The organism is Nocardia australiensis (assembly GCF_020733705.1).
In the GTDB taxonomy this organism is placed as follows: Bacteria; Actinomycetota; Actinomycetes; order Mycobacteriales; family Mycobacteriaceae; genus Nocardia; species Nocardia australiensis.
In genome coordinates, this window is sequence record NZ_JAJFZM010000003.1 from 18569 (window position 1) to 45376 (window position 26808).

26 protein-coding genes and 1 pseudogene are annotated in these 26808 nt (G+C 64.8%); 16 read left to right on the forward strand and 11 right to left on the reverse strand.

Annotated features, from left to right (window positions below; genetic code table 11):
• Window positions 1-47 precede the first annotated feature (47 nt).
• Window positions 48-707 carry a translation initiation factor IF-3 gene (gene infC, locus LKE06_RS19310; RefSeq protein WP_228000956.1) on the reverse strand — a complete coding sequence of 220 codons (660 nt, stop codon included), beginning with the start codon at window positions 705-707 and terminating at the stop codon, window positions 48-50.
• Between the two features lie 391 nt (window positions 708-1098).
• Between infC and LKE06_RS19315 the strand changes: the two genes are divergently transcribed.
• A complete protein-coding gene (locus tag LKE06_RS19315; RefSeq protein WP_228000708.1) occupies window positions 1099-1626 on the forward strand; it encodes a DinB family protein in 528 nt (175 codons plus the stop codon).
• 4 nt (window positions 1627-1630) lie between these two features.
• Entirely contained in the window at window positions 1631-1972 is a 342-nt protein-coding gene (locus tag LKE06_RS19320; RefSeq protein ID WP_228000709.1) for a DUF1844 domain-containing protein, read from the forward strand.
• A gap of 175 nt (window positions 1973-2147) precedes the next feature.
• Here LKE06_RS19320 and uvrA read toward each other — a convergent pair whose 3' ends face one another.
• A complete protein-coding gene (uvrA, locus tag LKE06_RS19325; protein ID WP_228000710.1) occupies window positions 2148-5171 on the reverse strand; it encodes an excinuclease ABC subunit UvrA in 3024 nt (1007 codons plus the stop codon).
• 411 nt (window positions 5172-5582) lie between these two features.
• Here uvrA and LKE06_RS19330 point away from each other — a divergent pair, with 411 nt between their 5' ends.
• Window positions 5583-6206 (forward strand): response regulator transcription factor, encoded by a 624-nt coding sequence (locus LKE06_RS19330; RefSeq protein ID WP_228000711.1) that lies wholly within the window; start codon window positions 5583-5585, stop codon window positions 6204-6206.
• Here the strand turns inward: LKE06_RS19330 and LKE06_RS19335 are convergent.
• Window positions 6203-6679, reverse strand: a pseudogene (locus LKE06_RS19335) (transposase family protein); the annotation flags it as partial. The gene LKE06_RS19330 and the pseudogene LKE06_RS19335 sit on opposite strands and share 4 nt — an antisense overlap.
• A 46-nt stretch (window positions 6680-6725) precedes the next feature.
• Between LKE06_RS19335 and LKE06_RS19340 the strand changes: the two are divergent.
• Together LKE06_RS19340 and LKE06_RS19345 are read left to right on the forward strand one after the other, a co-directional pair.
• Entirely contained in the window at window positions 6726-7286 is a 561-nt protein-coding gene (locus LKE06_RS19340) for a TetR/AcrR family transcriptional regulator (RefSeq protein ID WP_228000712.1), read from the forward strand.
• An 8-nt stretch (window positions 7287-7294) separates the two neighbouring features.
• Window positions 7295-8722, forward strand: a complete 1428-nt coding sequence (locus LKE06_RS19345) for an MFS transporter (RefSeq protein WP_228000713.1) — start codon at window positions 7295-7297, stop codon at window positions 8720-8722.
• Window positions 8723-8855: 133 nt separating this feature from the next.
• Here LKE06_RS19345 and LKE06_RS19350 read toward each other — a convergent pair whose 3' ends face one another.
• A complete protein-coding gene (locus LKE06_RS19350; RefSeq protein WP_228000714.1) occupies window positions 8856-9686 on the reverse strand; it encodes a sigma 54 modulation/S30EA ribosomal C-terminal domain-containing protein in 831 nt (276 codons plus the stop codon).
• 164 nt (window positions 9687-9850) lie between these two features.
• Window positions 9851-11038, reverse strand: coding sequence for a beta-ketoacyl synthase N-terminal-like domain-containing protein (locus tag LKE06_RS19355; protein WP_228000715.1), 1188 nt, complete (start codon window positions 11036-11038; stop codon window positions 9851-9853).
• A gap of 215 nt (window positions 11039-11253) precedes the next feature.
• Between LKE06_RS19355 and LKE06_RS19360 the strand changes: the two genes are divergently transcribed.
• From LKE06_RS19360 to LKE06_RS19375, 4 genes are all read left to right on the forward strand, one after another.
• Complete coding sequence (locus LKE06_RS19360; protein WP_228000716.1) at window positions 11254-12594, forward strand: diguanylate cyclase domain-containing protein; 1341 nt, start codon at window positions 11254-11256, stop codon at window positions 12592-12594.
• A 282-nt stretch (window positions 12595-12876) separates the two neighbouring features.
• Window positions 12877-15108: a HelD family protein gene (locus tag LKE06_RS19365; protein WP_228000957.1), complete on the forward strand. Its 2232-nt coding sequence runs from the start codon at window positions 12877-12879 to the stop codon at window positions 15106-15108.
• 503 nt (window positions 15109-15611) lie between these two features.
• On the forward strand, window positions 15612-16166 hold the full coding sequence (locus LKE06_RS19370) for an RNA polymerase sigma factor (protein ID WP_228000717.1): 555 nt from the start codon (window positions 15612-15614) through the stop codon (window positions 16164-16166).
• Between the two features lie 89 nt (window positions 16167-16255).
• Window positions 16256-16477 (forward strand): hypothetical protein, encoded by a 222-nt coding sequence (locus tag LKE06_RS19375; RefSeq protein ID WP_228000718.1) that lies wholly within the window; start codon window positions 16256-16258, stop codon window positions 16475-16477.
• 44 nt (window positions 16478-16521) lie between these two features.
• Here the strand turns inward: LKE06_RS19375 and LKE06_RS19380 are convergent, their stop codons facing one another.
• Window positions 16522-17604 carry a DUF2332 domain-containing protein gene (locus LKE06_RS19380; RefSeq protein ID WP_228000719.1) on the reverse strand — a complete coding sequence of 361 codons (1083 nt, stop codon included), beginning with the start codon at window positions 17602-17604 and terminating at the stop codon, window positions 16522-16524.
• A 54-nt stretch (window positions 17605-17658) separates the two neighbouring features.
• Here LKE06_RS19380 and LKE06_RS19385 point away from each other — a divergent pair, with 54 nt between their 5' ends.
• Entirely contained in the window at window positions 17659-18405 is a 747-nt protein-coding gene (locus LKE06_RS19385; RefSeq protein WP_228000720.1) for a citrate/2-methylcitrate synthase, read from the forward strand.
• A gap of 190 nt (window positions 18406-18595) precedes the next feature.
• On the opposite strand, the gene LKE06_RS19390 is transcribed toward LKE06_RS19385, so the two are convergent.
• The 3 genes from LKE06_RS19390 to LKE06_RS19400 all read right to left on the reverse strand — a co-directional run bounded on the left by LKE06_RS19390 (window position 18596) and on the right by LKE06_RS19400 (window position 21247).
• Window positions 18596-19525, reverse strand: coding sequence for a haloalkane dehalogenase (locus tag LKE06_RS19390; RefSeq protein ID WP_228000721.1), 930 nt, complete (start codon window positions 19523-19525; stop codon window positions 18596-18598).
• 25 nt (window positions 19526-19550) lie between these two features.
• Window positions 19551-19994: a TIGR03618 family F420-dependent PPOX class oxidoreductase gene (locus LKE06_RS19395; protein ID WP_228000722.1), complete on the reverse strand. Its 444-nt coding sequence runs from the start codon at window positions 19992-19994 to the stop codon at window positions 19551-19553.
• Window positions 19995-20194: 200 nt separating this feature from the next.
• Window positions 20195-21247, reverse strand: a complete 1053-nt coding sequence (locus tag LKE06_RS19400) for a fatty acid desaturase family protein (protein WP_228000723.1) — start codon at window positions 21245-21247, stop codon at window positions 20195-20197.
• Between the two features lie 345 nt (window positions 21248-21592).
• Here LKE06_RS19400 and LKE06_RS32830 point away from each other — a divergent pair, with 345 nt between their 5' ends.
• Window positions 21593-21814 carry an Imm49 family immunity protein gene (locus LKE06_RS32830; protein WP_228000958.1) on the forward strand — a complete coding sequence of 74 codons (222 nt, stop codon included), beginning with the start codon at window positions 21593-21595 and terminating at the stop codon, window positions 21812-21814.
• Window positions 21811-22722, forward strand: coding sequence for a restriction endonuclease (locus tag LKE06_RS19410; RefSeq protein ID WP_308188396.1), 912 nt, complete (start codon window positions 21811-21813; stop codon window positions 22720-22722). The genes LKE06_RS32830 and LKE06_RS19410 overlap by 4 nt, the downstream gene beginning before the upstream one ends.
• Before the next feature lie 30 nt (window positions 22723-22752).
• Here the strand turns inward: LKE06_RS19410 and LKE06_RS19415 are convergent, their stop codons facing one another.
• Window positions 22753-23010 carry a hypothetical protein gene (locus LKE06_RS19415; RefSeq protein WP_228000724.1) on the reverse strand — a complete coding sequence of 86 codons (258 nt, stop codon included), beginning with the start codon at window positions 23008-23010 and terminating at the stop codon, window positions 22753-22755.
• Here LKE06_RS19415 and LKE06_RS19420 point away from each other — a divergent pair.
• The 4 genes from LKE06_RS19420 to LKE06_RS19435 all read left to right on the forward strand — a co-directional run bounded on the left by LKE06_RS19420 (window position 23000) and on the right by LKE06_RS19435 (window position 25460).
• Window positions 23000-23164: a hypothetical protein gene (locus LKE06_RS19420; protein WP_228000725.1), complete on the forward strand. Its 165-nt coding sequence runs from the start codon at window positions 23000-23002 to the stop codon at window positions 23162-23164. The two genes, LKE06_RS19415 and LKE06_RS19420, sit on opposite strands and share 11 nt — an antisense overlap.
• Window positions 23165-23560 carry a hypothetical protein gene (locus LKE06_RS19425; protein ID WP_228000726.1) on the forward strand — a complete coding sequence of 132 codons (396 nt, stop codon included), beginning with the start codon at window positions 23165-23167 and terminating at the stop codon, window positions 23558-23560. It begins immediately after the preceding gene.
• Window positions 23561-23570: 10 nt separating this feature from the next.
• Complete coding sequence (locus LKE06_RS19430; protein WP_228000727.1) at window positions 23571-23882, forward strand: hypothetical protein; 312 nt, start codon at window positions 23571-23573, stop codon at window positions 23880-23882.
• 165 nt (window positions 23883-24047) lie between these two features.
• The gene (locus LKE06_RS19435; RefSeq protein ID WP_228000728.1) at window positions 24048-25460 is read left to right on the forward strand and encodes an SNIPE associated domain-containing protein; all 1413 of its coding nucleotides are present in this window, start codon (window positions 24048-24050) and stop codon (window positions 25458-25460) included.
• An 8-nt stretch (window positions 25461-25468) separates the two neighbouring features.
• Here the strand turns inward: LKE06_RS19435 and LKE06_RS19440 are convergent, their stop codons facing one another.
• Window positions 25469-26794 (reverse strand): bifunctional trypsin-like peptidase domain-containing/SEL1-like repeat protein, encoded by a 1326-nt coding sequence (locus tag LKE06_RS19440; RefSeq protein ID WP_228000729.1) that lies wholly within the window; start codon window positions 26792-26794, stop codon window positions 25469-25471.
• Window positions 26795-26808 lie beyond the last annotated feature (14 nt).

Below are 26808 nucleotides of genomic sequence, written 5' to 3' on the forward strand. Positions count from 1 at the left end.
GTCTCGTGCCGGCGATCCTCACGGACCGCCGGTGCTGTCCGTTATTTCTACGAGTCGGCCGGCGCTGCCGGGGCCGCGGCGGGCGCGGGGGCAGCGGGTACGGCCTGCGTGTTGGTGGCAGGTGCAGCGGGGCGCGGGGTGGCAGGCACCTGCGACCGCGACGCCGACTCCTCCTGCGCCTTGACGCGCGTCTTCGCACCCTTGTGAGGCGAGAGGACCATGGTCATATTTCGACCGTCCTGCTTGGCGGAGGTCTCGACGAAACCCAACTCCGCGACGTCGGAGGCCAGCCGCTGCAGCAACCGGAAGCCCAACTCTGGCCTGGACTGCTCGCGACCACGGAACATGATCGTCACCTTGACCTTCGAACCCGCCTCGAGGAAGCGAACAACGTTACGCTTCTTGGTCTCGTAGTCGTGGTCGTCGATCTTGGGGCGGAGCTTCTGCTCCTTGATGACGGTCTGCACCTGGTTCTTCCGGGACTCACGCGCTTTCTGCGCGGTCTCGTACTTGAACTTGCCGTAGTCCATGATCTTGCAGACCGGCGGACGGGCGTCGGGAGCCACCTCGACCAGATCAAGATCGGCCTCGAGGGCGACGCGTAGTGCATCTTCAACACGCACGATCCCAACCTGTTCACCGCCGGGTCCGATGAGTCGAACCTCGGGAACACGGATGCGATCGTTGATGCGGGTCTCAGTGCTGATGGGGCCTCCTAGGTCAAGCGATGTCGTGTGACAACCGCATGCGGTAAGTACAACCCCTTGTTCAACACAAAGGCCCCGGTGCGGTATTTCTCCGCCACGGGGCCCGAGTCGACCGGTCACCGACCATGAGCGTGCTCGTGATCGAACTTGCGCTCGAGCTCTCTCTATCCGAGAGGACTTCCGCACAAGAAACCCGCTTTTTGGATGCGGGTGACCGGACCGTTTGACCTGTACGATTACTCGTCGGCAACGGTGGGAGTCGGGCTCCACTTATCAGCCCCAGGCAGTCCTGGGACGGTCGTCGGCGAAAGTTTAACATTCTTCCTCAGTATCTCCGAATCGACCGGTAAATCGGTTGTCCGAGGGACAGCGCCGACGGCACACTCCCTCGGTGTCAATTCTCACGCGTGATCTCCTGCGCTGGCAGTTCGACCTGACCTGGTCGCTGTCGGAACTTCATTTCACAGCCCTGCGCCCGGAAGACTTTCTGTGGCAGCCCGCAGCACACAGTTGGACGGTCCGTCCACACAGTGACGGCCATTGGCGGCCGGACTGGGCCGACGAGGAGCCCGACCCGATCCCGGTACCGACGATCGGCTGGCTCACCTGGCATATCGGTTGGTGGTGGCGGGCGGCCATCGATCATGTCGAGGGACGCACGCCGCCGGCCCGGACCGATGTGCATTGGCCCGGCGAGGGGGCGGCCGCGCTCGCGTGGTTGTACGAGGCGCGCGCCGACTGGACGCGCACGCTCGACCGGCTCACCGACAACGACCTGGAGAAACCCACGGCCTACCCCTGGCCCGCCGATGCGGGACTGACCGTCGCGCATCTGGCCGCTTGGGTGAACGCGGAGCTGATGAAGAACGCCGCCGAGGTCGGCCAGCTCCGTCTGTTGCGAACAGCCTCGCTAGCCTGATGCCATGACTGAGCAGCCCGACGCCACCGTCCGCGAACTGGCCGACATACCTGCGGTGGAGATAATCAGCCGCGCCGCGATGATGCTGATGAGTGCCGCTGCGGAGAAGCTCGGGCTCGGCGACCCGGACCCCGACACCAGCCCGCATCGCGACCTGGACGAGGCCCGCCGCCTGATCACCGCACTGGCCGGTCTCGTCACCTCCTCCGTGGAGTACTTCGGCCCGCACGCGGGCCCGTACCGCGACGGACTGCAATCCCTCCAGCGCGCGTTCCGCGAGTCCTCGGCCCACCCGGATGAGCCAGGCAAGGGCCCGGGCGAGAAATACACCGGCCCGGTGTACTGATCCGCGGCAGCAAGGGCCGCATCAGCGAACCAGTCCATCGGCCGCCCCACCGCTGAGCCCGGCCCACTGGTAAGCGGGCCGGGCGGCGATGCGCACCTGTCACCTCACCGGAGTGCGGCCGCCTCGCTAACGGCGCGCTTGGCTGCGGCGTTAGCGAGGCGGCGATAACCCCGACTCAGCGCAACGCGGCAGCCTTGCGCGACGCACGTTTGGCCGCGGCGCTCGGGGCCGCGATCTTGGTCGCCGCGGTTTTCGATGCGGCCGCTTTGGCCGGCGCGGCCTTGGCCGCGGTGGTCTTGGCCGCCGCTTTCTTGGCCGCCTTTTTGGCCGGGGTCTTCGGCGCGGCGTCGGTCAGCACATGCCGCAAGAACTGTCCGGTGTAGCTGTCCGGCACGACCGCAATGTCATCCGGGGTGCCTTCGGCGACCACGGTACCGCCGCCGGAACCACCCTCCGGGCCCATGTCGATCACCCAATCGGAGGTCTTGATGACATCCAGATTGTGTTCGATGACGATGACGGTATTGCCCTTGTCGACCAGCCCGTTGATGACGAGCAGCAGTTTGCGGATGTCCTCGAAGTGCAGGCCGGTGGTCGGCTCGTCGAGAATGTAGACGGTGCGACCGGTGGAGCGTTTCTGAAGTTCCGCCGCCAGCTTCACCCGCTGTGCCTCACCACCCGACAGGGTCGGCGCGGACTGACCGAGCCGGACATAGCCGAGGCCGACGTCCACCAGCGTCTTGAGGTAGCGGTGGATCGAGGTGACCGGCTCGAAGAATTCAGCGGCCTCGTCGATGGGCATGTCCAGCACCTCGGCGATGGTCTTGCCCTTGTAGTGCACCTCGAGTGTTTCCCGGTTGTACCGGGCGCCGTGGCAGACCTCGCAGGGCACATACACGTCGGGCAGGAAGTTCATCTCGATCTTCAAAGTGCCGTCGCCGGAGCATGCTTCGCAGCGACCGCCCTTGACGTTGAAGGAGAATCGGCCCGGCTGGTAACCACGCACCTTCGCCTCGGTGGTCGCCGCGAACAGCGTCCTGATCTTGTCGAAGACGCCGGTGTAGGTGGCGGGATTCGAGCGCGGTGTGCGACCGATCGGCGACTGGTCGACCTGCACCAGCTTGTCGAGGTGATCGAGGCCGTTGATCCGGGTATGCCTGCCGGGCACCTGGCGCGCGCCGTTGAGCTTGTTCGCGAGCACGGTCGCCAGAATGTCGTTGACCAGCGTGGATTTGCCCGACCCCGAGACACCGGTCACCGAGGTGAGTACGCCGAGCGGGAAGCTGACGTCGATCCCCCGCAGGTTGTGTTCATGCGCGCCGACCACAGTGAGCTGGCGCTTCTTGCTGACCGGGCGGCGCACCATCGGCACCTCGATCCGCTCGCGGCCCGAAAGATAGGCTCCGGTCAGCGAATTCGGGTCGGTCAACAACTCCTGGTAGGGACCGCTGTGCACGACGCGTCCACCATGCTCACCGGCCAACGGGCCGATATCCACCACCCAGTCCGAGGCGCGGATGGTGTCCTCGTCGTGCTCGACCACGATCAGCGTGTTGCCGAGATTGCGCAGCCGCGTGAGGGTGTCGATGAGTCGGCGATTGTCGCGCTGATGCAAGCCGATCGAGGGTTCATCGAGGACGTAGAGCACGCCGACCAGACCGGACCCGATCTGCGTCGCAAGCCGAATGCGCTGTGCCTCACCGCCGGACAGTGTCGCCGCGGCACGGCTCAGCGACAGATACTGCAATCCGACATCGAGCAGGAAACCGAGTCGTGCCTGTACCTCCTTGAGTACCTGCCCGGCGATCGCGGTCTCGCGCTCGCCGAGCGTCAGCGAATTCAGGAAGGCGGCGCAGTCGGCGATGGACAACTCGCTGACATCCGCGATCGACTTCCGCTCCCCGCCCGCCGCGATGGTGACGGCGAGGATCTCCGGGCGCAGCCGTGCGCCGTTGCAGACCGGGCACGGCACATCGCGCATGTACCCGTCGTAGTGCTCCTTCATCTGCTCGGACTCGGTGTTCTCCATGCGCCGCTGCAGGAACGGCATTACGCCTTCGAAATCGGCGTAATACGATCGCTTACGGCCGTAACGGTTGGTGTAGGAGACGTGCACCTGATCCGAACTGCCCTCGAGCACCGCCTTGCGCGCATTCAGCGGCAGGTCCTGCCACGGCGTATCCATCGAGAATCCGACGGCCTCAGCGAGTCCGGACAGCAACCGGTTGAAGTATTCGGCGGTCTGACCGCGCGACCACGGTGCGATCGCACCTTCGGCCAGGCTCAGCTCCGGATCCGGCACCACCAGATCCGGGTCGACCTCCTTACGGATGCCGAGACCGGTGCAGTCCGGGCAGGCGCCATAGGGCGAGTTGAACGAGAACGAGCGCGGCTCCAGATCCTCGATATCGAGCGGGTGCCCATTCGGGCAGGCCAGGCGCTCGGAGAAGCGGCGCTCGCGGTCATGCGCGTGCTCGTCACGGTCGACGAAATCCAGCACGACGATGCCGTCGGCGAGCCGCAGGGCCGTTTCTACGGAGTCGGTGAGGCGCTGCTTCGAATTGGATTTGACGGCAAGGCGATCCACCACGACCTCGACGTCGTGCTTCTCCTGCTTCTTCAGCTTCGGCGGATCGGTCAACGGGTGGACCACCCCGTCGACTCGGACCCTGGAGTAGCCCTGGGTGTTCAGCTGATCGAACAGGTCGACGAACTCACCCTTGCGGGTACGCACCACTGGCGCGAGCACCTGGAAGCGGATGCCCTCTTCCATGGCCAGCACCTGGTCGACGATCTGTTGCGGCGATTGCTTCTCGATGAGTTCGCCACAGACCGGGCAGTGCGGGGTGCCCGCCCGGGCGTAGAGCAATCGCAGATAGTCGTAGACCTCGGTGATGGTGCCGACGGTGGAACGCGGATTACGGTTGGTCGACTTCTGATCGATCGACACCGCGGGTGAGAGGCCTTCGATGAAGTCGACGTCGGGCTTGTCCATCTGGCCGAGGAACTGACGCGCGTAGGCCGACAGCGACTCCACATACCGGCGCTGGCCCTCGGCGAAGATGGTGTCGAAGGCAAGGCTGGATTTGCCGGAGCCGGACAATCCGGTGAACACGATCAGGCTGTCGCGGGGCAGATCGATGTCGACCCCCTTCAAGTTGTGCTCCCGAGCTCCGCGCACAGTGAGGCGATCGGCCACCAGGTGTCCCTTCTCAATCGTGTTCGAACGTGTACAGACGTACCCCCGTCGCCATGCTAGGCGCGCCCACCGACAAGTTTCGTCCAGCGCGATTCGGGCCGGTTATCGGGGCAGGTCAGCAAGATGATCGAGGCTGGACGGGCGACAGTCCCCGCCGCTCGCGAACGGCGTCGATCACGCATGAGCAGCAGCACATCCAGCTCCCGACACCGTCGACGCTCGGTACTGGCCGCACCTTCCGAAACTACCGCGCACGATGACACACCGGGCCCGATGCATTCAGCATCACAGTGCGACTCCCGCCGATGAATTCACCGATCTGAGGAGTCTTTACCACCCCGGCTCCGCACAGACCGGCTACCGTCACGGCGTGGGGTTGTCGGAAAACCCTGCGGCACACGGGAGGTCGGCGTGATCAAGGTGTTCCTCGTCGACGACCACGAGATCGTCCGACGCGGTCTCATCGACCTACTCGCAGACGATCCCGAGCTCACGGTCGTCGGCGAGGCGGGCAATGTCACGCAGGCGATGATCGGCATCCGCGCGCTGCGCCCCGATGTCGCGGTGCTCGACGTGCGGCTGCCCGACGGCAACGGCATCGACCTGTGCCGCGATCTGCTCACCGATATCGAGGGCCTGCACTGCCTGATCCTCACCGCCTACAGCGACGAAAACACCATGCTGGACGCCGGACTTGCCGGCGCGTCCGGCTACATCGTCAAGAACATCGACGGCACGGAACTGATCGAAGCCATCAGAGCGGTCGGCGGCGGGAATTCACTGCTGGACGCTCGCGCGACCGCCGCACTGCGAGCGCGCCTCAGCAGCTGCACCGGTGGCCCGCTTGCCGTACTCACCGAGCAGGAACGCAGGCTGCTCGCGCTGCTCGGTGAGGGGCTCACCAATCGGCAGATCGCGGCTCGAATGTTCCTTGCGGAGAAGACCGTCAAGAATTACATGTCGCGGCTATTGGCCAAACTAGGGATGCAGCGGCGCACCCAGGCAGCATTGCTGGCCACCAAGCTCCGCGACTAGGTGTAGGGCATGACGTTCGTTACGCCGATCGGAGCACGTGAAGCGGGCGGCTGATCGTCGGCGGCTCCGTGGGGTCGATGACAGTTGTAGTGCGCGTTCCACACTGCAACGGCATCTGATCGTTGCTTTTCTGAGGTCCAGGTGCGGGCGTTGAGGAACTCCTCGGGTGTGCCGTGCTGCTGCTCGAGCTTGCTCGAAGCCGCGGGCGTGGGTGCGCCACCCGCCGCCGTCGGGGATGCGCCGACCTTCTTCACATCGACGTGAACCAGGTGGCCAGGGCGTTTGGCGACTATCGGACGGGGACGGCGGTTGCTGTCGCCGTCGGGGTCGATGAATCTTCGCCGGTTCAGCCCGAGGCTGCGGATGATCCGGGGGACAGTGCGGCGGCTGATCTCAATCCCGGTGTCGTTGAGCTCGAAGGTAATCCGAGACGCCGACCACTTGAAGTGTCGGCGCATCGCTTCGATCCGGATCTATTTAGTAGTTAGTAACTGGTAACTTGTCAAAATGGCTGAACGGATGAGTGGAACCGAACGGCGCGCCCAGGTACTCGCCATTGCCGCGAAGGAGTTCGCGGAACACGGGTTGCACGGAGCGTCGACAGAGGCGATCGCGAGAGAGGCGGGGATCACGCAGGCGTATATCTTCCGGATGTTCGGGACGAAGAAAGCCCTGTTCCTGGAGCTGGTCCAGGCGGCGTTCGAGCGGGTGAGCGACGGGATGCGAGATGCGGGCGAAGGGAAGACCGGCCTGGATGCGCTCTCGGTGATGGGCGCCCAGTACTTCGACCTGCCGGCCGATCGGACCGGGTTGTTGTTGCAGCTTCAGGGCTTCGCCGCGTGTGGCGATCCGGAGGTGAGAGATTCGGTGCGGGCATGTTTCGCACGAATGTGGGGCACAGCCGGGGACGGCACCGGACTCGATCCGGTGACCGTGAAGACCTTCCTCGCATTCGGGATGCTGCTGAACGCCGGCGCCGCGATGGACATCGAGCAGGTCGACGCGGCATGGGCCGATGGTGTCCGTACCCGGATCCAGTCGGGTCTGTTCGCGCACGTCACCACCGAGACAAACCGATGAGCTGCCGCATGGACAGCCGCAGCGACGTCTCCGTCCAGCAGGACGGACGGCTGAGCGTCGCACTGGTATGCACAGCGTTGGCGGGCGCGGTGATCGGCAGTGTCGGAGCGCCCCTCATCACTCCGGTCGCCACGGGAATGCACGTGTCCCTCGATGCTGCGCAGTGGACCTTGACGGTGACGCTGTTCAGCGGCGCGATCGCGGGCCCGGTTCTCGGCAGGCTCGGCAGCGGCCCGCGCCGCCGTGCCACGATCCTGGCCACACTCGCCCTGGTCACGCTGGGTGGACTACTGACGGTACTCCCGCTGCCGTTCGCGGCGTTGTTGATCGGACGCGGATTGCAGGGGCTCGCGGTCGCGGTGTCGGCGCTGTTGATGAGCGTTGCCCGCACACACCTGCCACCCGAGCGCTCGGCGTCGACGATCGCCGCATTATCGGTCGCATCGACTGTAGGCATCGGAGTCGGCTACCCGGCGATCAGTCTTCTCGACCAACTCGCAGGCCTGCGCGCCGCATACGGACTCGGACTCCTCCTATCCGCAGCCGCGCTGACCATCGCCTGGCGGACACTGCCCGTTGACGCGCCCGGGGAGCTGCCCCGGATCGACGTCACCGGCGCGCTGCTCCTCGCTCTCGGCACCCTCGGGCTCCTCCTGGTCATCGCGGAACCCTCGATATGGGCGACCGCGTGGTTGGCCGGCGGCATCCTCGCCGGTTCCGTCGCGGTCCTGGCCATGTGGGCGTTCATCGAACTGCACACCACAGCGCCGCTGGTGAACCTGCGGCTGCTCGGTCAAGGGCCCGTCCTGCGCGCGAACCTGGCGATTCTCGTGGCCGGGACAGGTTTGTACCTGCTGTTCAGCCTGTTCACGCGCTATGCGCAGACCCCCGCTGGCGCCCACTACGGATTCGCGCTTCCCGGTGTCGCTGCCGGCGCAGCGTTGATCCCGTTCTCGCTCCTCGGGTTCGTCGCCGGGAAATCGGTGCCGCGTCTCATCGCGCGCATCACCGAACGTTGGACGTACGCGTTCTCGGTCGTGATCGCCGTCGCCAGCGCACTGCTTTTCGCCGCCGCCAACCAGTCACTCCTCGCCGTCCTCGCCGCGATCGCCCTACTCGGCTTCGCCGTCGGAGGCGTCTTCGCGGTGATGCCCAAGCTCGTCCTCGTCGGTGTGCCCCAGGAAGAAACAGCCAGCGTGCTCTCGATCAACCAGATCGCCCGCAGCATCGGAATGAGCATCGGCAGCGCACTCGCCGGATTCCTACTCGCCGCCACCACACTGGACGGCACCATACTTCCCACCCAAAACGGCTACATCACCGCAACACTGTGGGCACTGCCCCCACTCGCCGCCAGCGCACTCATCATCGCCACAAACCGATCCCCCACGTCGACCAGCTCGAGCGTCAACAACGTCCTGACCCGCAACAACTAGGGCCCATCCCCACACCGCTGCCGCCATGCCGAACGCAGACGCGCCTACTCGCAGCGGGGAGCCGGGACAGACGACGTCCGACTGCGCCGTTATGCGACTGTCGCGCCTGCACCGGACCGCGCGACGCTTCCTCCTACGCCGATCCAGCGGGCACGACGATGGTGAGGTCACCGTCGTAGCGGCGGTAGAGCAACCGGCCGCGCGCGGTATCGGCATCGGTGAAGAACAGGAAGGGCAGTCCGCCGCGGCAAAGCTGCTGTGCCGCCTCATCCTCGGTCGAGACGCGCGCGGGCTCCGAATCCACCTGTAGTGGTAGCGGATTCGTCGTCAACGAGGCATGTGCGATTACTTCCGGCGAGGTGGTGGTGCGCTGCCGGGTCAGGCGCACGCCGAGAGATTGGGCCCAGTGCACGATCGCGTCTTCGCCGGTCTCGGAATCGGTGAACAGATAGGCGTCGTAGTCCATCGCGTCCAACACGGCTGTCGCCTCGGCGGGGGTTCCGGTGAGCAGCGCGCACTGTTTTCTGCGCACGATCGGGCGCGACTCGGTGATGCGAGCCAGTGGCGGGCGGGCCGGATCCGGCCAGGAGCGCGACTGCTTGGTCGCCAGCCTGGCGATCTGCCGGTCCAGCCGCTCGACGGCAAAGGTCACCGCGAACCCTCGCGGCCCGGTCACCTGCACACGCGTCGGCGTGTTATGGAAACGGATATTCGCCTGTACAAGCGTCGGTTCCGCGGCGTCCGCGGGCTGGGTTACCCGCACCCGCGCCGCGGTGTCGACATGATGCCTGCGCAATACCCGCCCGATCGCCCGTACCGCCCTGGTTACATCCGCGGGTGGCACCTGACCGCGGGTGGTCACCGCGAGTTCCGGGTCTGCCGCGGTCGCCCACACCTCGGTCGAACGCAAGACCTCGGTCGAACCCGACAGCTCCGAACCCTGCTCCCTTTCGGACGAATTCATAGGACACTCCTGCTTTCTATTCTCTCGGCGCGCCCACCTCACCACCACGACGCCGCCCTGAACAGGGCCGAAAGTCCCCAATCGGACAACCTGGACCGGCTTGGAGCGCCGGTCACCCGCCAAACGGGTAGTCGTTCGCGCCGGTTCGGCGCGCCCGGCTTACGTCAGACCGGCCCGAGCACCACCATCGAATTGTGCCCACCCATACCCAACGACAACTTCGCCGTCACACCGCCGTCGAACTTCGCCGGACCATCGAGCAATCGGGCGTAGCCGGGCGCCACGGTCGGCGCCGCGGGCACAATGCCCCGCTCGTAGCCGAGCGCGGCCGCCGCCACCTCGACGGCCGCCGACGCACCTTGGCAGTGTCCGACCAGCGGTTTGATCGCGTAGACCTCTGGACGATCACCGAATATCCGGCCCAGTAGGTCTCGTTCGGCCGCGTCGCACTGCTTGGTGCCGGTGCCGTGTGCGTTGAAATAGCGGACCTCATGCGGGGCGACATCGGCGTTGGCCAATGCCCGCCGGGCGCATTCGAAGATCTGGTCGTGGCCGGGCTCGACCGAAATCACGTGGTGCGCGTCATTGGTCATACCACCGCCGAGCACCGCCGCGTACGGACGTTCGACCGAGCGACTCAGGACGAACGCCACCGACGCCTCCCCCATGCTGAAACCACGGCTGCCCTCCTGGAACGGCCGGGATGCCTCCAGCGGATCCGCATCGGCGACCGCAGCACCCAGCTCGACGAAGTGCTCGAGCATGTCGGGTGTGGCCGACATATCGGTGGCGACACAAATCACGTCGTCGGCGACACCGGCGTCCAGCCAAAGCTTGGCGGTGATCAGCGCGACGTTCGCCGAACTACAGGCCGCCGAGACATTCATCGCCGGACCATGAAACCCGTATTCCTGCAACAACACCGAGATCGGCGTGGATGGCAGCAGCCGCAGGTAGTCGCGGGAACGACGATGCCCGTGATCGACGGTGTAGAAATCCCGCCAGTTCACGACATCGCCGAGCACAATCGCGTGCAACAGCCCGACCGTGCGTCCGGGCCGCCAGCCGCGCTCGGTCGCGTCCGCGATCGCCTCGCGCGCGGATTCGTGCATGGCGCGCGCGTAGCGACTAGTGCTGACCGCCGGGTCGCCGCCCTCCGGAATCAGCGAAACCCATGCGTTCTGGTCGCGTCCCGGCCCGTACCCGGACTGCAGGCCCGCCGCCGATTTGCCGCTGAGCAACCCCCGCCACAAATCTTCCCGACCCCAGCCGTACGCAGTTACCGCACCGATTCCGGCGATGGTCATATGATCTTGATACTGCTGTTCGGTACGCTCGTTCGGGCCAGGCATAGCATCGCTCCTTCGCCGATCCCCGGGCTGACCAGCCGGTCGGCACGAGATGATGTTCACGGGAACCGGATTTGTAATGATCATCAGACAAGGCCCGATAGCGTGCCCGAACTGTGATCGAAGCAATAGCGTCGATAGTGTGATCTTGCACACGTCGAGACCAGAATAATCCCATGTTCCAATGACCATGAGCGGGTCGATGATCGGGGGTTCGAGTGCGTGAGGACAAAACCGACGGCGCGGTTGACGCCGATCAACTGGCCCTGCGATATCAATCCCTGCTCGAGCACACACCCGACGGCATCTGTGTGCACGAGCGCGGCACCGTCGTCTATGTGAACGCGGCGATGGTGCGGATACTGGCCGCGAGAGACGCGGACGAGGTCGTCGGGCAGCCGCTGACCCAGTTCGTCCATCCCCGTTCGGTGCTCGGCATGATCGAACGCATCAGCACCCTGGCGCATTCCGGCGATGCCTCCGAGCCCGCCGAGATGACGCTGATGCGGCTGGACGGCGACACCGTCCCCGTCGAGACGGTCTCGGTACTCACCGGCTGGCACAACCATCTCGCCTATCAGGTGATCGTGCACGATCTCACCGCACAGCGCGCAGCGGAGACCGCCGCGCGGCGTGCCGAACAACACTTCACCACCGTTGTCTCGCAGCTCGAGGAAGGCGTCGTGGTGATCGGCCGCGACGGACGCATCGAATCGGCCAATCCGGCCGCACAGCGGATATTCGGCACCGACGATCGGATCGGCGATCTGGTCGGCATGGTGATCGCCGGGCTGCCGCTGGCACTGCTCGACGCCAACGCACAGCCGCTGCCCGCGACCCGGCATCCGGTCGCGCGCACGCTGGCCACCGGCGAAACGATCACCGGCTACATCTTCGGCGTCGATCGGCCGGACGGGCAGCGACGCTGGTTGTCGGGCAGTAGCCGGCTACTCAATCCGGGAGACCCCCACTCCCCTGCCGTGTCCTCCTTCGCTGACATCACCGAATTCCGGGCCAGCAGAAGGCAATTGGAATACCAGGCCACCCACGATTCGCTGACCGGACTGGCCAACCGGTCGCTGATCCTGTCGCAGCTGTCCGGTGCGCTCGCCACCGGTGACGCGTTGCCGGTGTCGTCGGTGATGTTCATCGATCTGGACGGATTCAAGGAAATCAACGACACGCTCGGCCACGCGATCGGCGATACCGTGCTGCAGATCGTCGCGCAGCGGCTGCAACGATCGTTGCGCGGTGATGACCTCGTCGGCAGGCTCGGCGGCGACGAATTCCTGGTGCTGCTGTCCGGTCCGGTCCGGCATGTCGATGTCGAGGCGCTGGTGACGCGGCTACGTGGGGCGATGTCCGAACCGATCATCGCGCGCGGCCATCGCATCGAGGTGAACGCCTCGATCGGGGTCACCGAACTCACGCCAGGCGACAATCGAACCCCGGAAGCGGTACTGCACGACGCCGACCTGGCGATGTACCGCGCCAAACCGGCCAGGCACCGCGAAGGCACCGCCCTCGGCCGCCGTACCGACAACACCCACGCTTCCTGAAGGTCTCCTCGATGATTGCGGCATTTCGTCACGGCCGTCGGCGACACGACACCGGGCGCCGCACCTGCGATTACGGCGAGCACCCCGAACCCGCAGTAGACTCGATAACTCTGTTTTCCGAGCGTTCCCGTGTACTCCGCCCGTCGGACTGCGCGCGCTCATCGCGGTGACAAGGAGTTCAGTTTGCCCGACCGTCTACAGGCCGTCTCGAACGACCTGCAAGCAGTCGCAAGCGGTCAGGACCGCGCCGCAACCAACGGCGCGCCCGAGCGGAACCGCGACATCGACCACGAAAAGGCGTATCTGTCGGTGCTGTATGAACGGCTCGACGGCATGCGCGATTATGCCGACAACCGGTTGCGTACTGTCCTGCTCGAAACCGGCGGCACTCCGCAGGCTCGTAGCGAACGCGAATCGTTCAGCCAGCTCTACACCGAGGACCTGGCCAAATATGATGCCGCCGAACACGGCCTGTGTTTCGGGCGGATCGATCTGGATGGTGAGCACCGCTATATCGGCAGGCTCGGAATTCTCGACGAGAAAGACGACTACGAAACGCTGCTGCTGGATTGGCGTGCGCCGCTGGCCCGCCCGTTCTATCTGGCGACCACAGCGGCACCGGATGGGGTGACTCGCCGACGGCATATTCGGTCCCGTAACCGCCAGGTCACCGCGATCAACGATGAATACCTCGATCTCGACGCCGCCCAGATCGCCGGGGCTACCGACTCCGGCGGCGGCGTCGGTAGCGAGAGCGCCCTGCTCGCGGCGCTCAATGCCGCCCGCACCGGCCATATGAACGACATCGTCGAGACCATTCAGCATGAGCAGGACGCGATCATCCGCTCCGAGCACAAGAGCGTGCTGGTGGTGCAGGGCGGACCGGGCACCGGCAAGACTGCCGTCGCACTGCACCGTGCCGCGTTCCTGCTCTACACCTACCGCCAGCAGCTGGCCAAGGCCGGCGTGCTGATCATCGGCCCGAACGCGACGTTCCTGGATTACATCGGCCAGGTGCTGCCCTCACTCGGCGAAACCGGCGTGCTGCTGTCCACCGTCGGCGACCTGTATCCGGGCGTGAAGGCGACGCGCGAGGACTCATTGCGTGCCGGTGAGATCAAGGGCTCGCTGGCCATTCTCGAGGTACTCAAGCGGGCCGTACGCGATCGACAGGCGGTGCCGACCGAGCCGATCCGGCTGAGCTTCGACGGCTACCCGGTCACCCTCGACCGCAAAATCGCGACCCGGGCTCGCGGGCGAGCGCGTTCCTCGCGCCGACCGCACAACCTGGCCCGGCCGATCTTCGCGAGCTCGGTACTCGACGCACTTGCCGACCAGCTGGCCCAAACCATGGGCGCCGACCTGTCCGGTGGCCAAAGTTTGCTCAGCCGAACCGATCTCGCCGAAATCCGGGACGAGATGCGCACCGATCCCGCAATCCAGGCGGCCATCGGCAAGCTGTGGCCGATTCTCTCGCCACAGGACGTACTCGCCGACCTCCTCGCCGACCGGAAGGCCCTCGACCGCGTCGCGAACAGCCTCGCCCCGGCCGACCGGACCGAGCTGCTGCGGCCCGACAACGGTGAATTCAGCGCGGCCGACGCGCCGCTGCTCGACGAATTGGCCGAGCTGCTCGGCGTCGACGACGCCGAGGAACGCGAACGCGCGAAACGGCGTTGGCGAGCGCAGCTGGCCGAGGCACAGGACGCGCTGGACATTCTGACCGGTTCCGCGCCACAGGATTTGGAGGACGAGCTCGACCCCGAGATCTTGATGGCCTACGACCTCATCGATGCGAGCCAGCTCGCCGAACGCCAGAACGTGCGGGCCAGGCAGACCACCGCCGAACGCGCCGCGGGTGACCGCACCTGGACCTACGGCCATGTGATCGTGGACGAGGCGCAGGAACTCTCGGAAATGGCCTGGCGAATGGTGATGCGCCGCATCCCGAATCGCTGGATCACCGTCGTCGGCGACGTGGCGCAAACCGGTGACCCGGCGGGCGCGTCGTCGTGGCAGACGATGCTGGAACCCTATGTCGCCAAACGCTGGAAGCTGACCGAGTTGACGGTGAACTATCGGACACCGGCGGAGATCATGGACATCGCCGCGGACGTGCTCAACGCCATCGACCCGACGGTGACGTCGCCGCGCTCGGTCCGCGAGACCGGGCAACCACCGCGCGCCTACCCGGTCACCGCAGGCCAGTTGTATGGCGAGGTCGCACGATTGGTGGCCACCGAACACGGCCCGGGCACCACCGCGGTCATCGCGCCGCACGACCTTGTCCCGAAGCTCGCCGATCTGGCGGGCGAATCGGTGCGAGTGCTCACGGTGCACGACGTCAAGGGTTTGGAGTTCGACGCGGTGTATCTCGTCGAGCCCACAGAGATCCTCGCGGAATCGCCACGAGGTCTCAACGATCTGTATGTCGCGTTGACCCGCGCCACCCAGCGCCTCGGCGTCGTACACACCGGCGAGCTGCCCTCGGTACTGCGAGTTCTGAACCGCTAGTACTGCGCCGCAGCGAAGCAGTCGCCACCGGCGGCCGCGCATGGCTCGACCCGAACAAAAACCCCGTCGTCTCGGCGAAAGCCGGGGCGGCGGAGTTTCGATCGGTACCTACTCAGGAGGGCTGATCGGGACACGGAGAAATCTGCCGTCGATGAGGTAGTCGGCTCGAGCAGCGCGAGCGGGCCGGGTCGTGGCACGGACGATGCAGTGGCTAGCGTCACTTCGTCGTGTTGATCGGGTACTCAGGGTGCTGGTGGCGTCGACTGATCGGACCGCGAATCCACGGTTCAGACGGGCGGTCTCGGCACGGGAGCTGACCCGGGACCAACGCTGATGATCGCGGCGACCGCGAATCCTTTCCGCGCCTCAACCCTCTTATAGATGTGCGGGCAACCGGGCCCGCGGATCGAAGGAGGTCGGAATGGTTGTTGTCGTCGTCGCCGTGGTGGTCGCGGCCGGACTACTGTGCAGTTGCATGCTCATCCTGCGTCGGAGGCGTTCCCGTGGCTGATTTCACGAGAACTCCGTGGCCGGAGGAACAACTCGTCGCCGCGGCCCGCGACGGAGACCAGGTATCGATCGCCGCGTTGGTCTCGGGCTCCTATCCCCACGTCCAGCGCTTCGCGCTCTCACTGTGCGCCAACAGTCAGGACGCCGAGGACGCGGCGCAGGAAGCGATAATCGTGCTGTTCCGGAAAATCGGAACGTTGCGTGCGGCCGGCGCCCTCGCCTCGTGGATGTTCCGCATCGTGCGCAACGAATGCATGCGCCGCCTGCGCTCCCCGGTCCGCCGTGAAACAGCCGTCGAAACCCTCACCGCGTCCGCCGAGGACGATGTGCTGGCCCGCTGGGAAATCGAGCGCGTCACCACCGCTATCGCCGCGCTGCCCGATGATCAGCGACAGGTGCTGATCATGCGCGATGTGCAGGGGCTGCCCGGAAGCACCGTGGCCAGAGCCCTCGGATTGAGTACGGCGGCAATGAAATCCCGGCTCCACCGCGCCCGCACCACCCTCCGCACCCAGCTCGAAGTTCCGAATGAGAGCACACCGCAATGAAAGACAGTGCCGGACAAGAGGAATCAATATTCGCTAGCAGCTCGGTGGCCGTGCATCTGACGCGCGGAGCGATCGGATTCGGACTGATCGTGGCGTCGATCGCATCGATTCCCGCCTTCGGCCTGATCGCACTGCTCCTGCTGCCGGCCGGCGTCGTCGCCCTGCGCGGCTGCCCCACCTGCTGGGCAATCGGTCTGGCGCAGACGATCTCGCGCGGACGACTGCGACGAACCTGCACCGACGGCCAGTGCCGATTGCCGATACCAAGCCGGTCACGCTCGATCTGTTGCTGGCGGCGCACCGCCAATTGATGGCTCCGGGCTACTACGCCGCTCGCGAGTCCGGCGCACTCACCTCACGCTTCGCTGTCCTTCGGATAGGCGAAAGCTGGAACACCGTGCGGCATCGCACGAGCCAGCACGACCGGCTCGGCACCGCCGAGCCGGACCGTGAGCCGGAAACCGTTGCGATCATCAGAATTGTTCTGGGGTTCGAAAGCGACACAGGCGAATCCGGCATCCGGACGCGACGCGGCGGCCAGTCGTTCGAGCTCTGCGGTGACCGCCTGCCATTCGTCCTCGTTCACGTACTGACTCATCACCGAATGCCAGACGAGGGTCAGTGTCCCGGGCATCAGTTGGATGTCGGCGAGGAAATCCCTGGCACCGGTAACGACGATATCGGCGGGAATCTTCTCGGCGAGCCGCAAAGCCCCCTCGAGCCGGGCCGCACGCGCGAAATGATCCGGCCAGACATAGGCACGCAACGCAAACGAATCGCGCGGCGACAACGGATCCAACGGCGTCGGATCGCAACCCCGACGCTCGACGACAGTGACACGCGGATGGCGGCGCACGGCCCCGACCAGCCACTGCGGCACCGGCCCCCGCCAGGCATCGTCGATGATAACCGGCGAATCCTCGGGCCCCCATCCGATATCCCCACTGTCCCAACGGAAATGGTCGGCGCGCAGATTGAGTCCGCCGCTGGCCCCCAACTCCAGCAACCGGATCGGCAATGGGTTCGCATCCACCGCCGCCAGCAACCCGGCCATCAGCGGAACGGCCCTGCCGACCTCATTGGTCTGCGGCGGCCGGGTAAGCCAGTCACGTATCCACTCGGGCCGATCGATGACGACCTGCCGGAACGCCACCCAAGCATCGCCGGGATCACGCAGACGCAGCGCGGCTCCTGAGCTCGGATAGAACGGAGCGAGATCGTCTGCGGCGCCGGACAATACCAGCGCATGCACGCCCGCCAGCAAGCGCAGCGGCAGCGCGGATTCGAAGCGAATGTTCTCGTAGCCGTCCAGGACCGCGGCACAGGGCCCACGCTCGCCGATGTCACGGGCGATGTCACGCAGCAGCGAGCCATACAGCGGTGAGCCGAGTTTGTCACAGGCCTTCGCCTGCAGTTCGAATTGCCGTACAAGATCCATGGATGCACTGTGCGCCCCTCACCCACCACAATCAATATTGATTATGGTCAACCCATGGAGTGGATCGACGCCACCGCCGCCACCGAACGCCTCGGTGTGAAGCCCGCGACACTCTATGCCTACGGCAGCCGCGGTGTACTGACACGCCGATACGACCCGAAGCGGCGGCGCAGCCTGTTCGATCCCGCCGAGATCGAGGAGCTGGCGCGGCGTGGAAGACCGCGCCGCAAACCCGCGCCGACCGAGATAGCCATCGGCTCCCGCATCACCACATTGGGCACCGACCGGCCGTATTTCCGCGGTCGCGACGCCGTCGAACTGGCCGCATCCCACAGATTCGAAGCGGTCGCCGAGTTGCTGTGGAGCGGCGAGGACACCGACAGCGGCCCCTGGCAATATCGCGAAGACGCGGTCGCGGCGGCGCGCACGGTACAGGCCGGATTGCCCGACGGTCTGCTGCCGTTGGATCGGCTGCAGATCATCGTGACCACCTTGGCCGTCAGCGACCCCCTGCGGTTCCACCGAGATCCCGCGGCCGTCGCGACCATCGCCCGCGCGGTGATCGCCGGCATGGTCGAGGCCCTACCGCAACTGTCAGCGCCAACCGGGCTCTCCGCGTCCGAGCCAGACTTCGTAGTGGCCGTAGTCCATCGGACTGTGTACTCGCCGCACCGTAGCGGCGTACTCGCCGGGCGGCGATCCCGAGTACGTGTGAACCGTTTCAGCGCGGTGCATGAAAAGGGCGATCGCCACCACGTTCGTAACAACTACTCCCCCAAGCAAACCGGCGATCAGGCCTAGCAGCAGCGCTCGCCTTCGTTCTGTCACCCTCTCCGAAGACGACGTCGGTCTCGTCATGGCACCATCATGCACCCCCATGCCTGAGCCCTCCTGCCGCTGCCGTTGTCGACACAGAATCACGGGGCAACGACACTAGAATGCCAGCCGCCCCGCGAGTCAGTTCGTACACATCGTGTCGGGCGAACTCACGTCAACGCATCGGCTGAACATCCGGCGGAGTCGCGCGAACGAAGTCGACGACAACTGCGGCGAGTTCTTCGCCTTTGTCCTCCTGGAGGAAGTGCCCTGTGAAAGTGATAGTCACGGGTGAATATCCGGCGGCGCCAGGGATTTTCGAGTAAAACACTTTATCGCCGCCGCGCGTGATCGGATCGGAGTCCGAGAAAGCGCACAGGAACGGACGCTCGAAGGTCTCCAGGGCAGCCCACGCGGCCCGGTTGGCGGGGACAGCAGGATCCTGCGGACTGGTCGGAACCAGTAGCGGGAACTGGCGGGCGCCCTGCTTGTAGGTGTCGTCGGGGAAGGGAGCGTCGTAGGCGGCGACCACCTCGGGAGCGAGGTCGGTCTGGCAGGCACCGTTGACGATCTTCCCGGCTTGAAAGTTGGGCGTGTCCTGGCTGAAGCGCTGCCAGGCGAGGAACGCATCGCCGGGATGGCGGTCACCCGTCGGCAAGAACGTGTTCGCGGCGACCACCCTTGCGAAACGTTCGGAATGTTCACCGACCAGACGCAGCCCGATCAATCCGCCCCAGTCCTGGCACATGAGGGTGATCCTGTCGAGGCCGATCGCCTCGATCGCAGCCCAGGTCCACTCGACGTGCGCCTGGTAGCTGTAGTCGTCACGGTCCGCCGGCTTGTCACTGCGGCCGAAACCGACCAGGTCGATCGCGATCGCGCGCAGGCCAGCCGCCACCAGGACCGGAATCATCCGCCGATACAGATACGACCAGGATGGTTCGCCGTGCAACAGCAGCACGATCTCACCATCGGGTGGGCCTTCGTCCAGATAGTGCACCCGCAGCACGGTGCCGTCACCGGCCCCCACCTCGACGTAATGCGGTTCGAACGGGAAGTCGGGTAGCCCTGCGAACCGTTCGTCGGGCGTTCTCAATATCCGCATAGCCCAATCCTTTTCGTCGAAAGCACTAGCCGCCGTTGCTGTAGACCCGGCTCGGTTCGACCAGGATCGCGGCGCGACGCTCCGCCACCATCACGCGGTCGTACTCGTCCCAGTCGTCGTGCTCACCACCAGCTGCCGTGAACACATCGCGCAGCAGCCGGCGCAGACCCTCGGCATCGATTCCTGGCTGCGGATCGTCGGGACCGACGATCTGAGCGCGGCCCTCCACCGTTGCCCATGCCCAGCCCTGCCGAAAGGTGGTGCTCACCTGGGGTCGGACACGTAGATTGGCGAGTTTCACCTTGCCGTAGGTGACGAAGCCCAGGACCGGCCGGCCCGTCGAAGGATGAACCAGCAGCCCGACATTGACCAGCGTGGACTGGATGGTCTGGTCGGATCTGAGGGTCGAGACGACGGCGAGCCCGTTCTCAGCACGACCGAGTTCCACCGCCTGTTCCAGTGTGGTCATCACATCTCCCGTGATTGGGTGCCCACCAGATCCTCGCACGCCCCATTGTGCGCTCGCCGAAATAACGCCGCTGCCGTTCCGGCACCCAACCACCGCATGTGCGGGGAGGGAGGGCAGGCAGCCGTCGCGCGCGATCCACTCAGGCCCGGCCTACGTTGTCGGCGTCGCCCGGCCGGGGAAGGTTCATCCTGCACCCGGTGTCAGTCGCCGGTGCGCAGCGGCGCACCGACGTAGTGCAGGTGCCTCAGCGCCTCGCTATATGAGGAGATCAGCCCGGTCTCGTGGTACGGCACGCCGATTTCGGCGCAGTAATCGCGGACGATCACCTGGGCATGTCGCAGATTCGGGGTCGGCATGCTCGGGAACAAGTGGTGCTCGATCTGATAGTTGAGCCCGCCGAGGGCGAGGTCGGTCAACGCGCCACCGCGCACATTGCGAGAGGTCAGCACCTGCCGACGTAGGTAGTCGGGGCGGTCGTCGCCGGTCAAGGTCGGCATACCCTTGTGGTTCGGGGCGAAGACGCAGCCCATGTAGAGACCGAACAGCGCTTGGTGGACAGCGAGAAACGCGAAGGCTTTGTCGTCGGGCAGAACCGCGAACAGCGCGGCCAGATAGCCGGCGAAGTGGCCGAAGAGCAGTGCACCCTCCACACCGCGGTGTTTCACCGATCGGTTTCCGAGCGCACGCACACCGGCCACATGGAGGTTCAGGCCCTCCAACATCAGTAAGGGGAAGAACAGGAATGCCTGCGCCCTCCCGATCAGACGAGGCAGGCCGCGACTGGCCCGCGCCTGCCGTTGGGACCAGACCAGAATATCGGGCGCGACATCTGGGTCGAGTTCCTCGTGGTTCGGATTGGCGTGATGCCGGGTGTGCTTGTCCTGCCACCAGCCATACCCCAGGCCGATGCCGGCATTGCCGACGACCCGGCCCACGATCTCCGCCGGCCGCCGGAGCCGAAAGACTTGGCGGTGTGCGACATCGTGCATGACGAGTGCGACCTGAGCGCACGTCACCGCCATGACCGCCGCGACCAGCAGCGTCCACCACGAATTGCCGACGAGGAAGAATGCCACCCAGCCGGCCGCGAACGCAATCCCGACGACGGTGAGCCGGACGGCGTAGTAGACGGGACGCCGGTCCATCAGTCCCGCGTCGGAGACCCTGCGCAACAGACGGGCGTAATCACCGTTGGCGCCGCTGCGCCGCGATGACCGTGGCAATGACTCTGGGACCAAGGCCGGTGTCGTCATAGTTCTTCCTAAGAGCTGGGTCGGAGATGTCACTTCCACCCGCTTTTGATGCCGACCGGCTGATGTCGATCGGACGTCCGATCCAGCGGTCCCTGCTCGGTGGGGTGGGATGACGATTTCGATACGCCGAAGCTATCGGCCGGATTCTCGTTCCAAGTAATACCTTGGTATGGCATGGAATTGGACTGCGGCGTGATATTGGTCCGTAGCCTGCGCAAGTGAGCGGTAGAGCCGCATAGACGTGTCGGCCTCGTCACTGCCGACTACACAGCGATCATGGCATGATCGGCCCCGATCAATGCCCAGTCGAGCCAGAAGGCACCGGAATCCTTCCACCGCAGCAGAATTCAGCACGACACCGAGCAGTTCACCACCGCACTGGTCCAGGCACTCGAACAGCATCGCGAGTACTGGACCACGAACGACCGGCCCGGCGACCCGGACGGTTTCATCGCACTAGCTCCACTCGCCAACCGCAGCAAGGCGGTCGCCTTTGGTTCATTGGCTATGCGAGAAGATAATCGTTCGGTGGCAAGCAGATTCGACTATTGGAAGGTGACGCCGTGACTTCCGGCCGCGTGTCCCAGATGCCGGTCTGGGGCGGATTCCTGACGCCTGTCCTGCATGCGCTTTCCGATGGCGGGTTGTGGAAACGGCGTGACCTGGAGACAGCCGTATTCGACGACATGAACCTGACCGCCGAGCAACGCGCTGAGGTTCTGCCGTCGGGACAACGTCGCGCGAACAACCGAATCGGATGGGCGCTGAGTGGGCTCTATCGGGCTGAGCTCGTAGGGAAGCCGGCTCGTGCAACCTTCACTATCACCGAAGCTGGTCGGGCGCTGGTTGCCGCGCATCCAAATGGCATAGACGACAAGATTTTGAAAGGTCTGCCCGCATACCAGGCGTACGTTCCCAGCCGTCCCGAGGCCAGCGATGCCGACGAAACCGCTACCGCCGCAGACCCGTTGGAACAGATCGAATCCGGCATCTCCCGACTACATGCCGATGTGGCGGCCGAACTGCTCAAACGGCTTCGCGAACAGCCACCAGAGTTCCTCGAACAATCGGTCTTGGACGTTCTGGTCGCGATGGGATACGGCGGGGCCGAGCAGCAGGCAACCCGGATCGGCGGATCGGGGGACGGTGGCGTGGATGGTGTTATCGATCAGGACCCGCTCGGGCTCGACCGAATCTATGTGCAGGCCAAGCGCTATGCACCGGAGAACCCAGTCCAGCGGCCCGCCCTACAGGGTTTCGTAGGTGCCTTACACGGAATGGGCGCATCGCGTGGCGTTTTCATCACCACCAGCAGCTTTACGCAGGGGGCTCGCCAATACGCTGAGAGTGTGCCGACCCGAATCATTTTGATCGACGGCCAGCGGCTTGCGGCACTGATGATCAAGTACGGTGTCGGTGTTCAACAGCGCAAAGTCTTCACTCTCGTGGAGGTTGATGAGGACTACTTCGACTAACCCTCGAAAGCGCCTGGTGGGTATCGCCGGTCAGTGGTCCCGTTCCAATCCCCGCAGTATCTCCGCGATTTCACCGGCCAACTCGTCGTCCGGTCCCTTGATCAGGCAAACATCGTCATACAGAGGTTGCAGCACGTCCCGAGCTCCGGTGAAGTTACCGGCACCGGACAGTAGCTCTCCGTATTGGATTCGCAGTCGTAGTGCTGGCTCGGAGCCGTCGCTGGTCAACTCGGTGGCCTCGACAACCAGCCGTTCCATGGCGGCAAGCCCTTCTTCTATGTCGCCCAAGGTGGTCACCGCCCTACTTCCCAACGACGACATCCTCTACTCCCAGCACACCACCAACGGGAAAGATTTCGGCCTGACCGACCGGATCGGATTCTCGAATCAGGACGGCGGCACCCAGAACGTCCGGATCATCCGACCGAAGGAGACCTGGTAGTTGAAACGTCTCGCCCTCGTGTCCGCCGCAGTCTTTTTCGCCTGCTTCGCATTTGCCGTACCGCTACTGGTGGCGGCCGACCACAAGCTCGACCAGCGGACCGACGCCCTGCTCGCATCGCACTGTGCGCGGCAAGTACCTGTTCCCGCGGTCGCCACAGCATTCAGCTGGTCCGCGACGATCCTGTTGATCGTTGCCGCCGCAGCCGCAGTGACGTTCATCGTGTCCGCCGCGCGCTTCTCCTCGGTCGCGGTGAAAGTCCCCACGATCGTCGTCGCCGGTGTGGCCGTAATCGTCAGCGCCTGTTATGCGTTGCTAGTGGGATTCTCACTGCTGCAGCCAAGTTCCGACGAACCGATCTCGCCTCGCTACCACCCGTGTGAAGCGTTCTTCTGATAGGCCGACGATGACAGAAGTCTGCATAGATCCCGCCACCGCCCGACAGGCCGGGGTGGACATCTCACCAACAGCAACGACTCCCGCACCCGGGTCGAACAACAATGAGCCCGCGAAGCAAGCGAACGAGGGCTGGCAGAGCGGACCCGCCCTTGCCGACTTCGCCGCTGCGCGGAAGCAGGACATCCTGTCGAGCCTGGCCGAACTCGAGAGCATCGGAAAGAAGATCGTCGAAGTCGTGACCGCGCGAACAAGCGTCGACGAACGGTACGCAACCAGTCTCGACCGGATCGGCAAGGCCGTGGACTCGATGTCCCAGTAGCAGGGTGTAGTTCGTCCACACCCATCACGGGACCTATCTCGCAAACTTCTGGCCGAATAGTCGAATCTCGTTGCCGTCAAACATGATTCACACCCTATAAACGTGACCGTTCCGGTACCCTGTGTCAGAGCGTTCTTGAAGCTTGGTCAATAGGCAAGGGGGATCATGAATTCCACGCCACCGCCGAACTGGTATACCGACCCCGAGAACGACCGCCTCATCAGGTACTGGAACGGCACGGAGTGGACCGATGACCGGAAGCCCGCCCCTCCCCCCGCCCAGGGCAGCGTGCAGACCGAGCAAGGTGCCGTGCAGGCATCGAAGGTTCCACTGTTCGGCGCGCGTGCGCACGCGAAACGGCAATCCCACGAGCTGACCGAGGCACTGGCCGAGAACCGCAGGCTACGTGAACAATTGGCTGGATTGGGCGGCCTGGAGGCCGCCGAGCTGCAGCGACTCCGCGATCAGCTCGCGACGCAGATCGCCGACGAGCAAGCACTTCTGGACGACCTGCGCACACACGTCGTCCACACCCGCGACGAGCAGATACTGCAAGAGATCGGCATCTACGAATACCACCACCCGCTGTCGGATTCGGTCGTCTACCGCGACGAGCTCCAGCACCTGCAGGGCGAAATCAAGGCCAGGGCACGACGTGACGGCGGTGCAATTGAAGGGTCGAAAACTTGGACGGTGAACGGGTCGGTCACCGAGGGCCGCAAGATGATCCGCGAGTACTCGAAGCTGATGCTGCGCGCCTACAACGCCGAGGCCGACAACCTCGTCCGCGGTCTCAAACCCTACAAGTTGCGCACAGCGCTGGAACGACTCGACAAGATCGCGTTCACCATCGAACGATTGGGCAAGACGATGCAGCTGCGCGTTGCGCCCGAGTATCACCGACTCCGCTATCGCGAACTGGAGGTGACGGCAGCCCATCTCGAACAACTAGCGCAACAGAAACAGCTCGAGCGCGATGAACGGGACCGTCAACGCGAGGAGCGTAGAGCGCAGCAGGAAATGGCCCGCGAGCGAACGAAAATCGACCGCGAGGAAAAACAGTACCGCAGCACCCTCACCGAATTCGAGCTCGCAGGCAAGGGGAACACTTCCGATGCGGACGAGGTGCGCGACAAGCTGAAGGAACTCGAAGACCGTCGACAAAGGGTCGACTACCAGGCGACGAACACTGCCGCCGGCTATGTGTACGTCATCTCCAACATCGGCGCGTTCGGCGAGGACAGGCCAATGGTCCACATCGGCTTCACTCGTCGTTTTGATCCGGAGGATCGTGTCCGCGATCTGAGCAACACCGCGGTACCGTTCCCATTCGACGTCCACGTCACCCTCTACGACGACGATGCGGCCGGAATCGAATCGGAACTGCATCGCCGACTGGCGGATAGGCGCGTCAACCGGATCAACCAACGCCGCGAATTCTTCTACGCCACTCCCGCCGAGGTGCGCGAGCACCTGCGGGAAGTGGCGAAGGGCAAGCTCCTCGAATACACCGAACTGGCCGAAGCCGTGGACTTTCGCCGAAGCCGTGCGCTAGCTCAGGGCACACCCGAACAGTGATTCGTGTGTCATCGCGACGGCGTTCGCGAGACCGGACCACGCAGCCTTTCGCGCGGACGTTGTGCCTGCTTGTGCCCGGCCAGCTGCCACCACCTCGCAGCCTCATCCGGAATCCCCCGGTAGCGCAACCGAATCGCGAGGTTGTGCATAGCATCACGGTGGCCGGCATCGGCCGCTCGCCGGTACCAGGTAATGGCTTCGTCGAAGCGCTGGGTCCTGTCGAGCAGGACGGCGAGGTTGTACATCGACTCGTCGCTACCGGCCTCCGCGGCTGCGCGCCACCAGTTTTCGGCGTCGCGGACCTGTCGTGCCGTCTGTAGTAGACCTGCCAGATTTCCCATCGCTTCGACGTTTCCCCGCTCGGCTGCCTCGCGATACCAGTCGTGCGCATCGCGGAGTTTTCGCCGGATGTGCAGGAGGTTTGCGAGGTTGTTCATCGCGCCGGTGTGCCCCTGCGCGGCGGCGCGACGCCACAGACTCTCGGCCTGGGGAAGGTCGTCTTGTTCGGCGAAGAGCAAGCCGCCTTGGAATAGGGATTCGGATTCGGCGTCGGGGCGAGCATGTGGATCGACCAGCGCCGCGGAATCGGTTTCCACGCCGGTGACGCCCGCACCACGCAGTACCGAATCCTTGGGGAAGGTTGGCCAATTCGCGGTACCCGCACTACCGAGCACCGCCAGGAACCTGTTGCGCAACTCGCAACTCAGGCCGTCGATCGCCGTAATCGGGGTAAACGCAAGCGATGAATCACCCTCCGGCAGAACATGATTGCTGAGCACGCCGATAACGTGCCCGTCGTGCACGATCGCCCCACCTGATGCGCCACGCCATTGGCTTGAGAATTTCTTCTCCTCGTCGCGGGTGAGTTCCGCCAACCGCGAAGCAGATGCCGGTGGTGGTGTCATACATTTGAAGGCCAGCTGGGACGCATCGGCAGGCACGGTCGTATTCAGGCCCGGCAGTACCGCCGACTCACCGGTCGGCACATACCCGTCGAGCTGGGCTCGTCCATTCTCTTTCCATGTAGGGAAAGCCAGCACGCAGCACTCATCGAGTTTTGCCGCGTGGGAAGTACGGATCCGCGCGAACGGTGCTCGCTCGATGCGCTCATCGTCGTCGACCTTCAGTACCGCCAGATCAATGTCCCGGCGACCGGTCCGTAAATGAACCCGCGCCGACACATTTCGTCCATCTACCAGGACACGATAGTCCGTGCCCTCCGCGCAGTGATCTGCCGTGAGGACGTACCCGCCGTCGATCCGAAAACCCGACGCCGAGTGCCACTTACGGCCTTCGATGTAGCAGATCAGAACGGCTCGATCGACTGTCAGCACGCCTCAAACGCCCC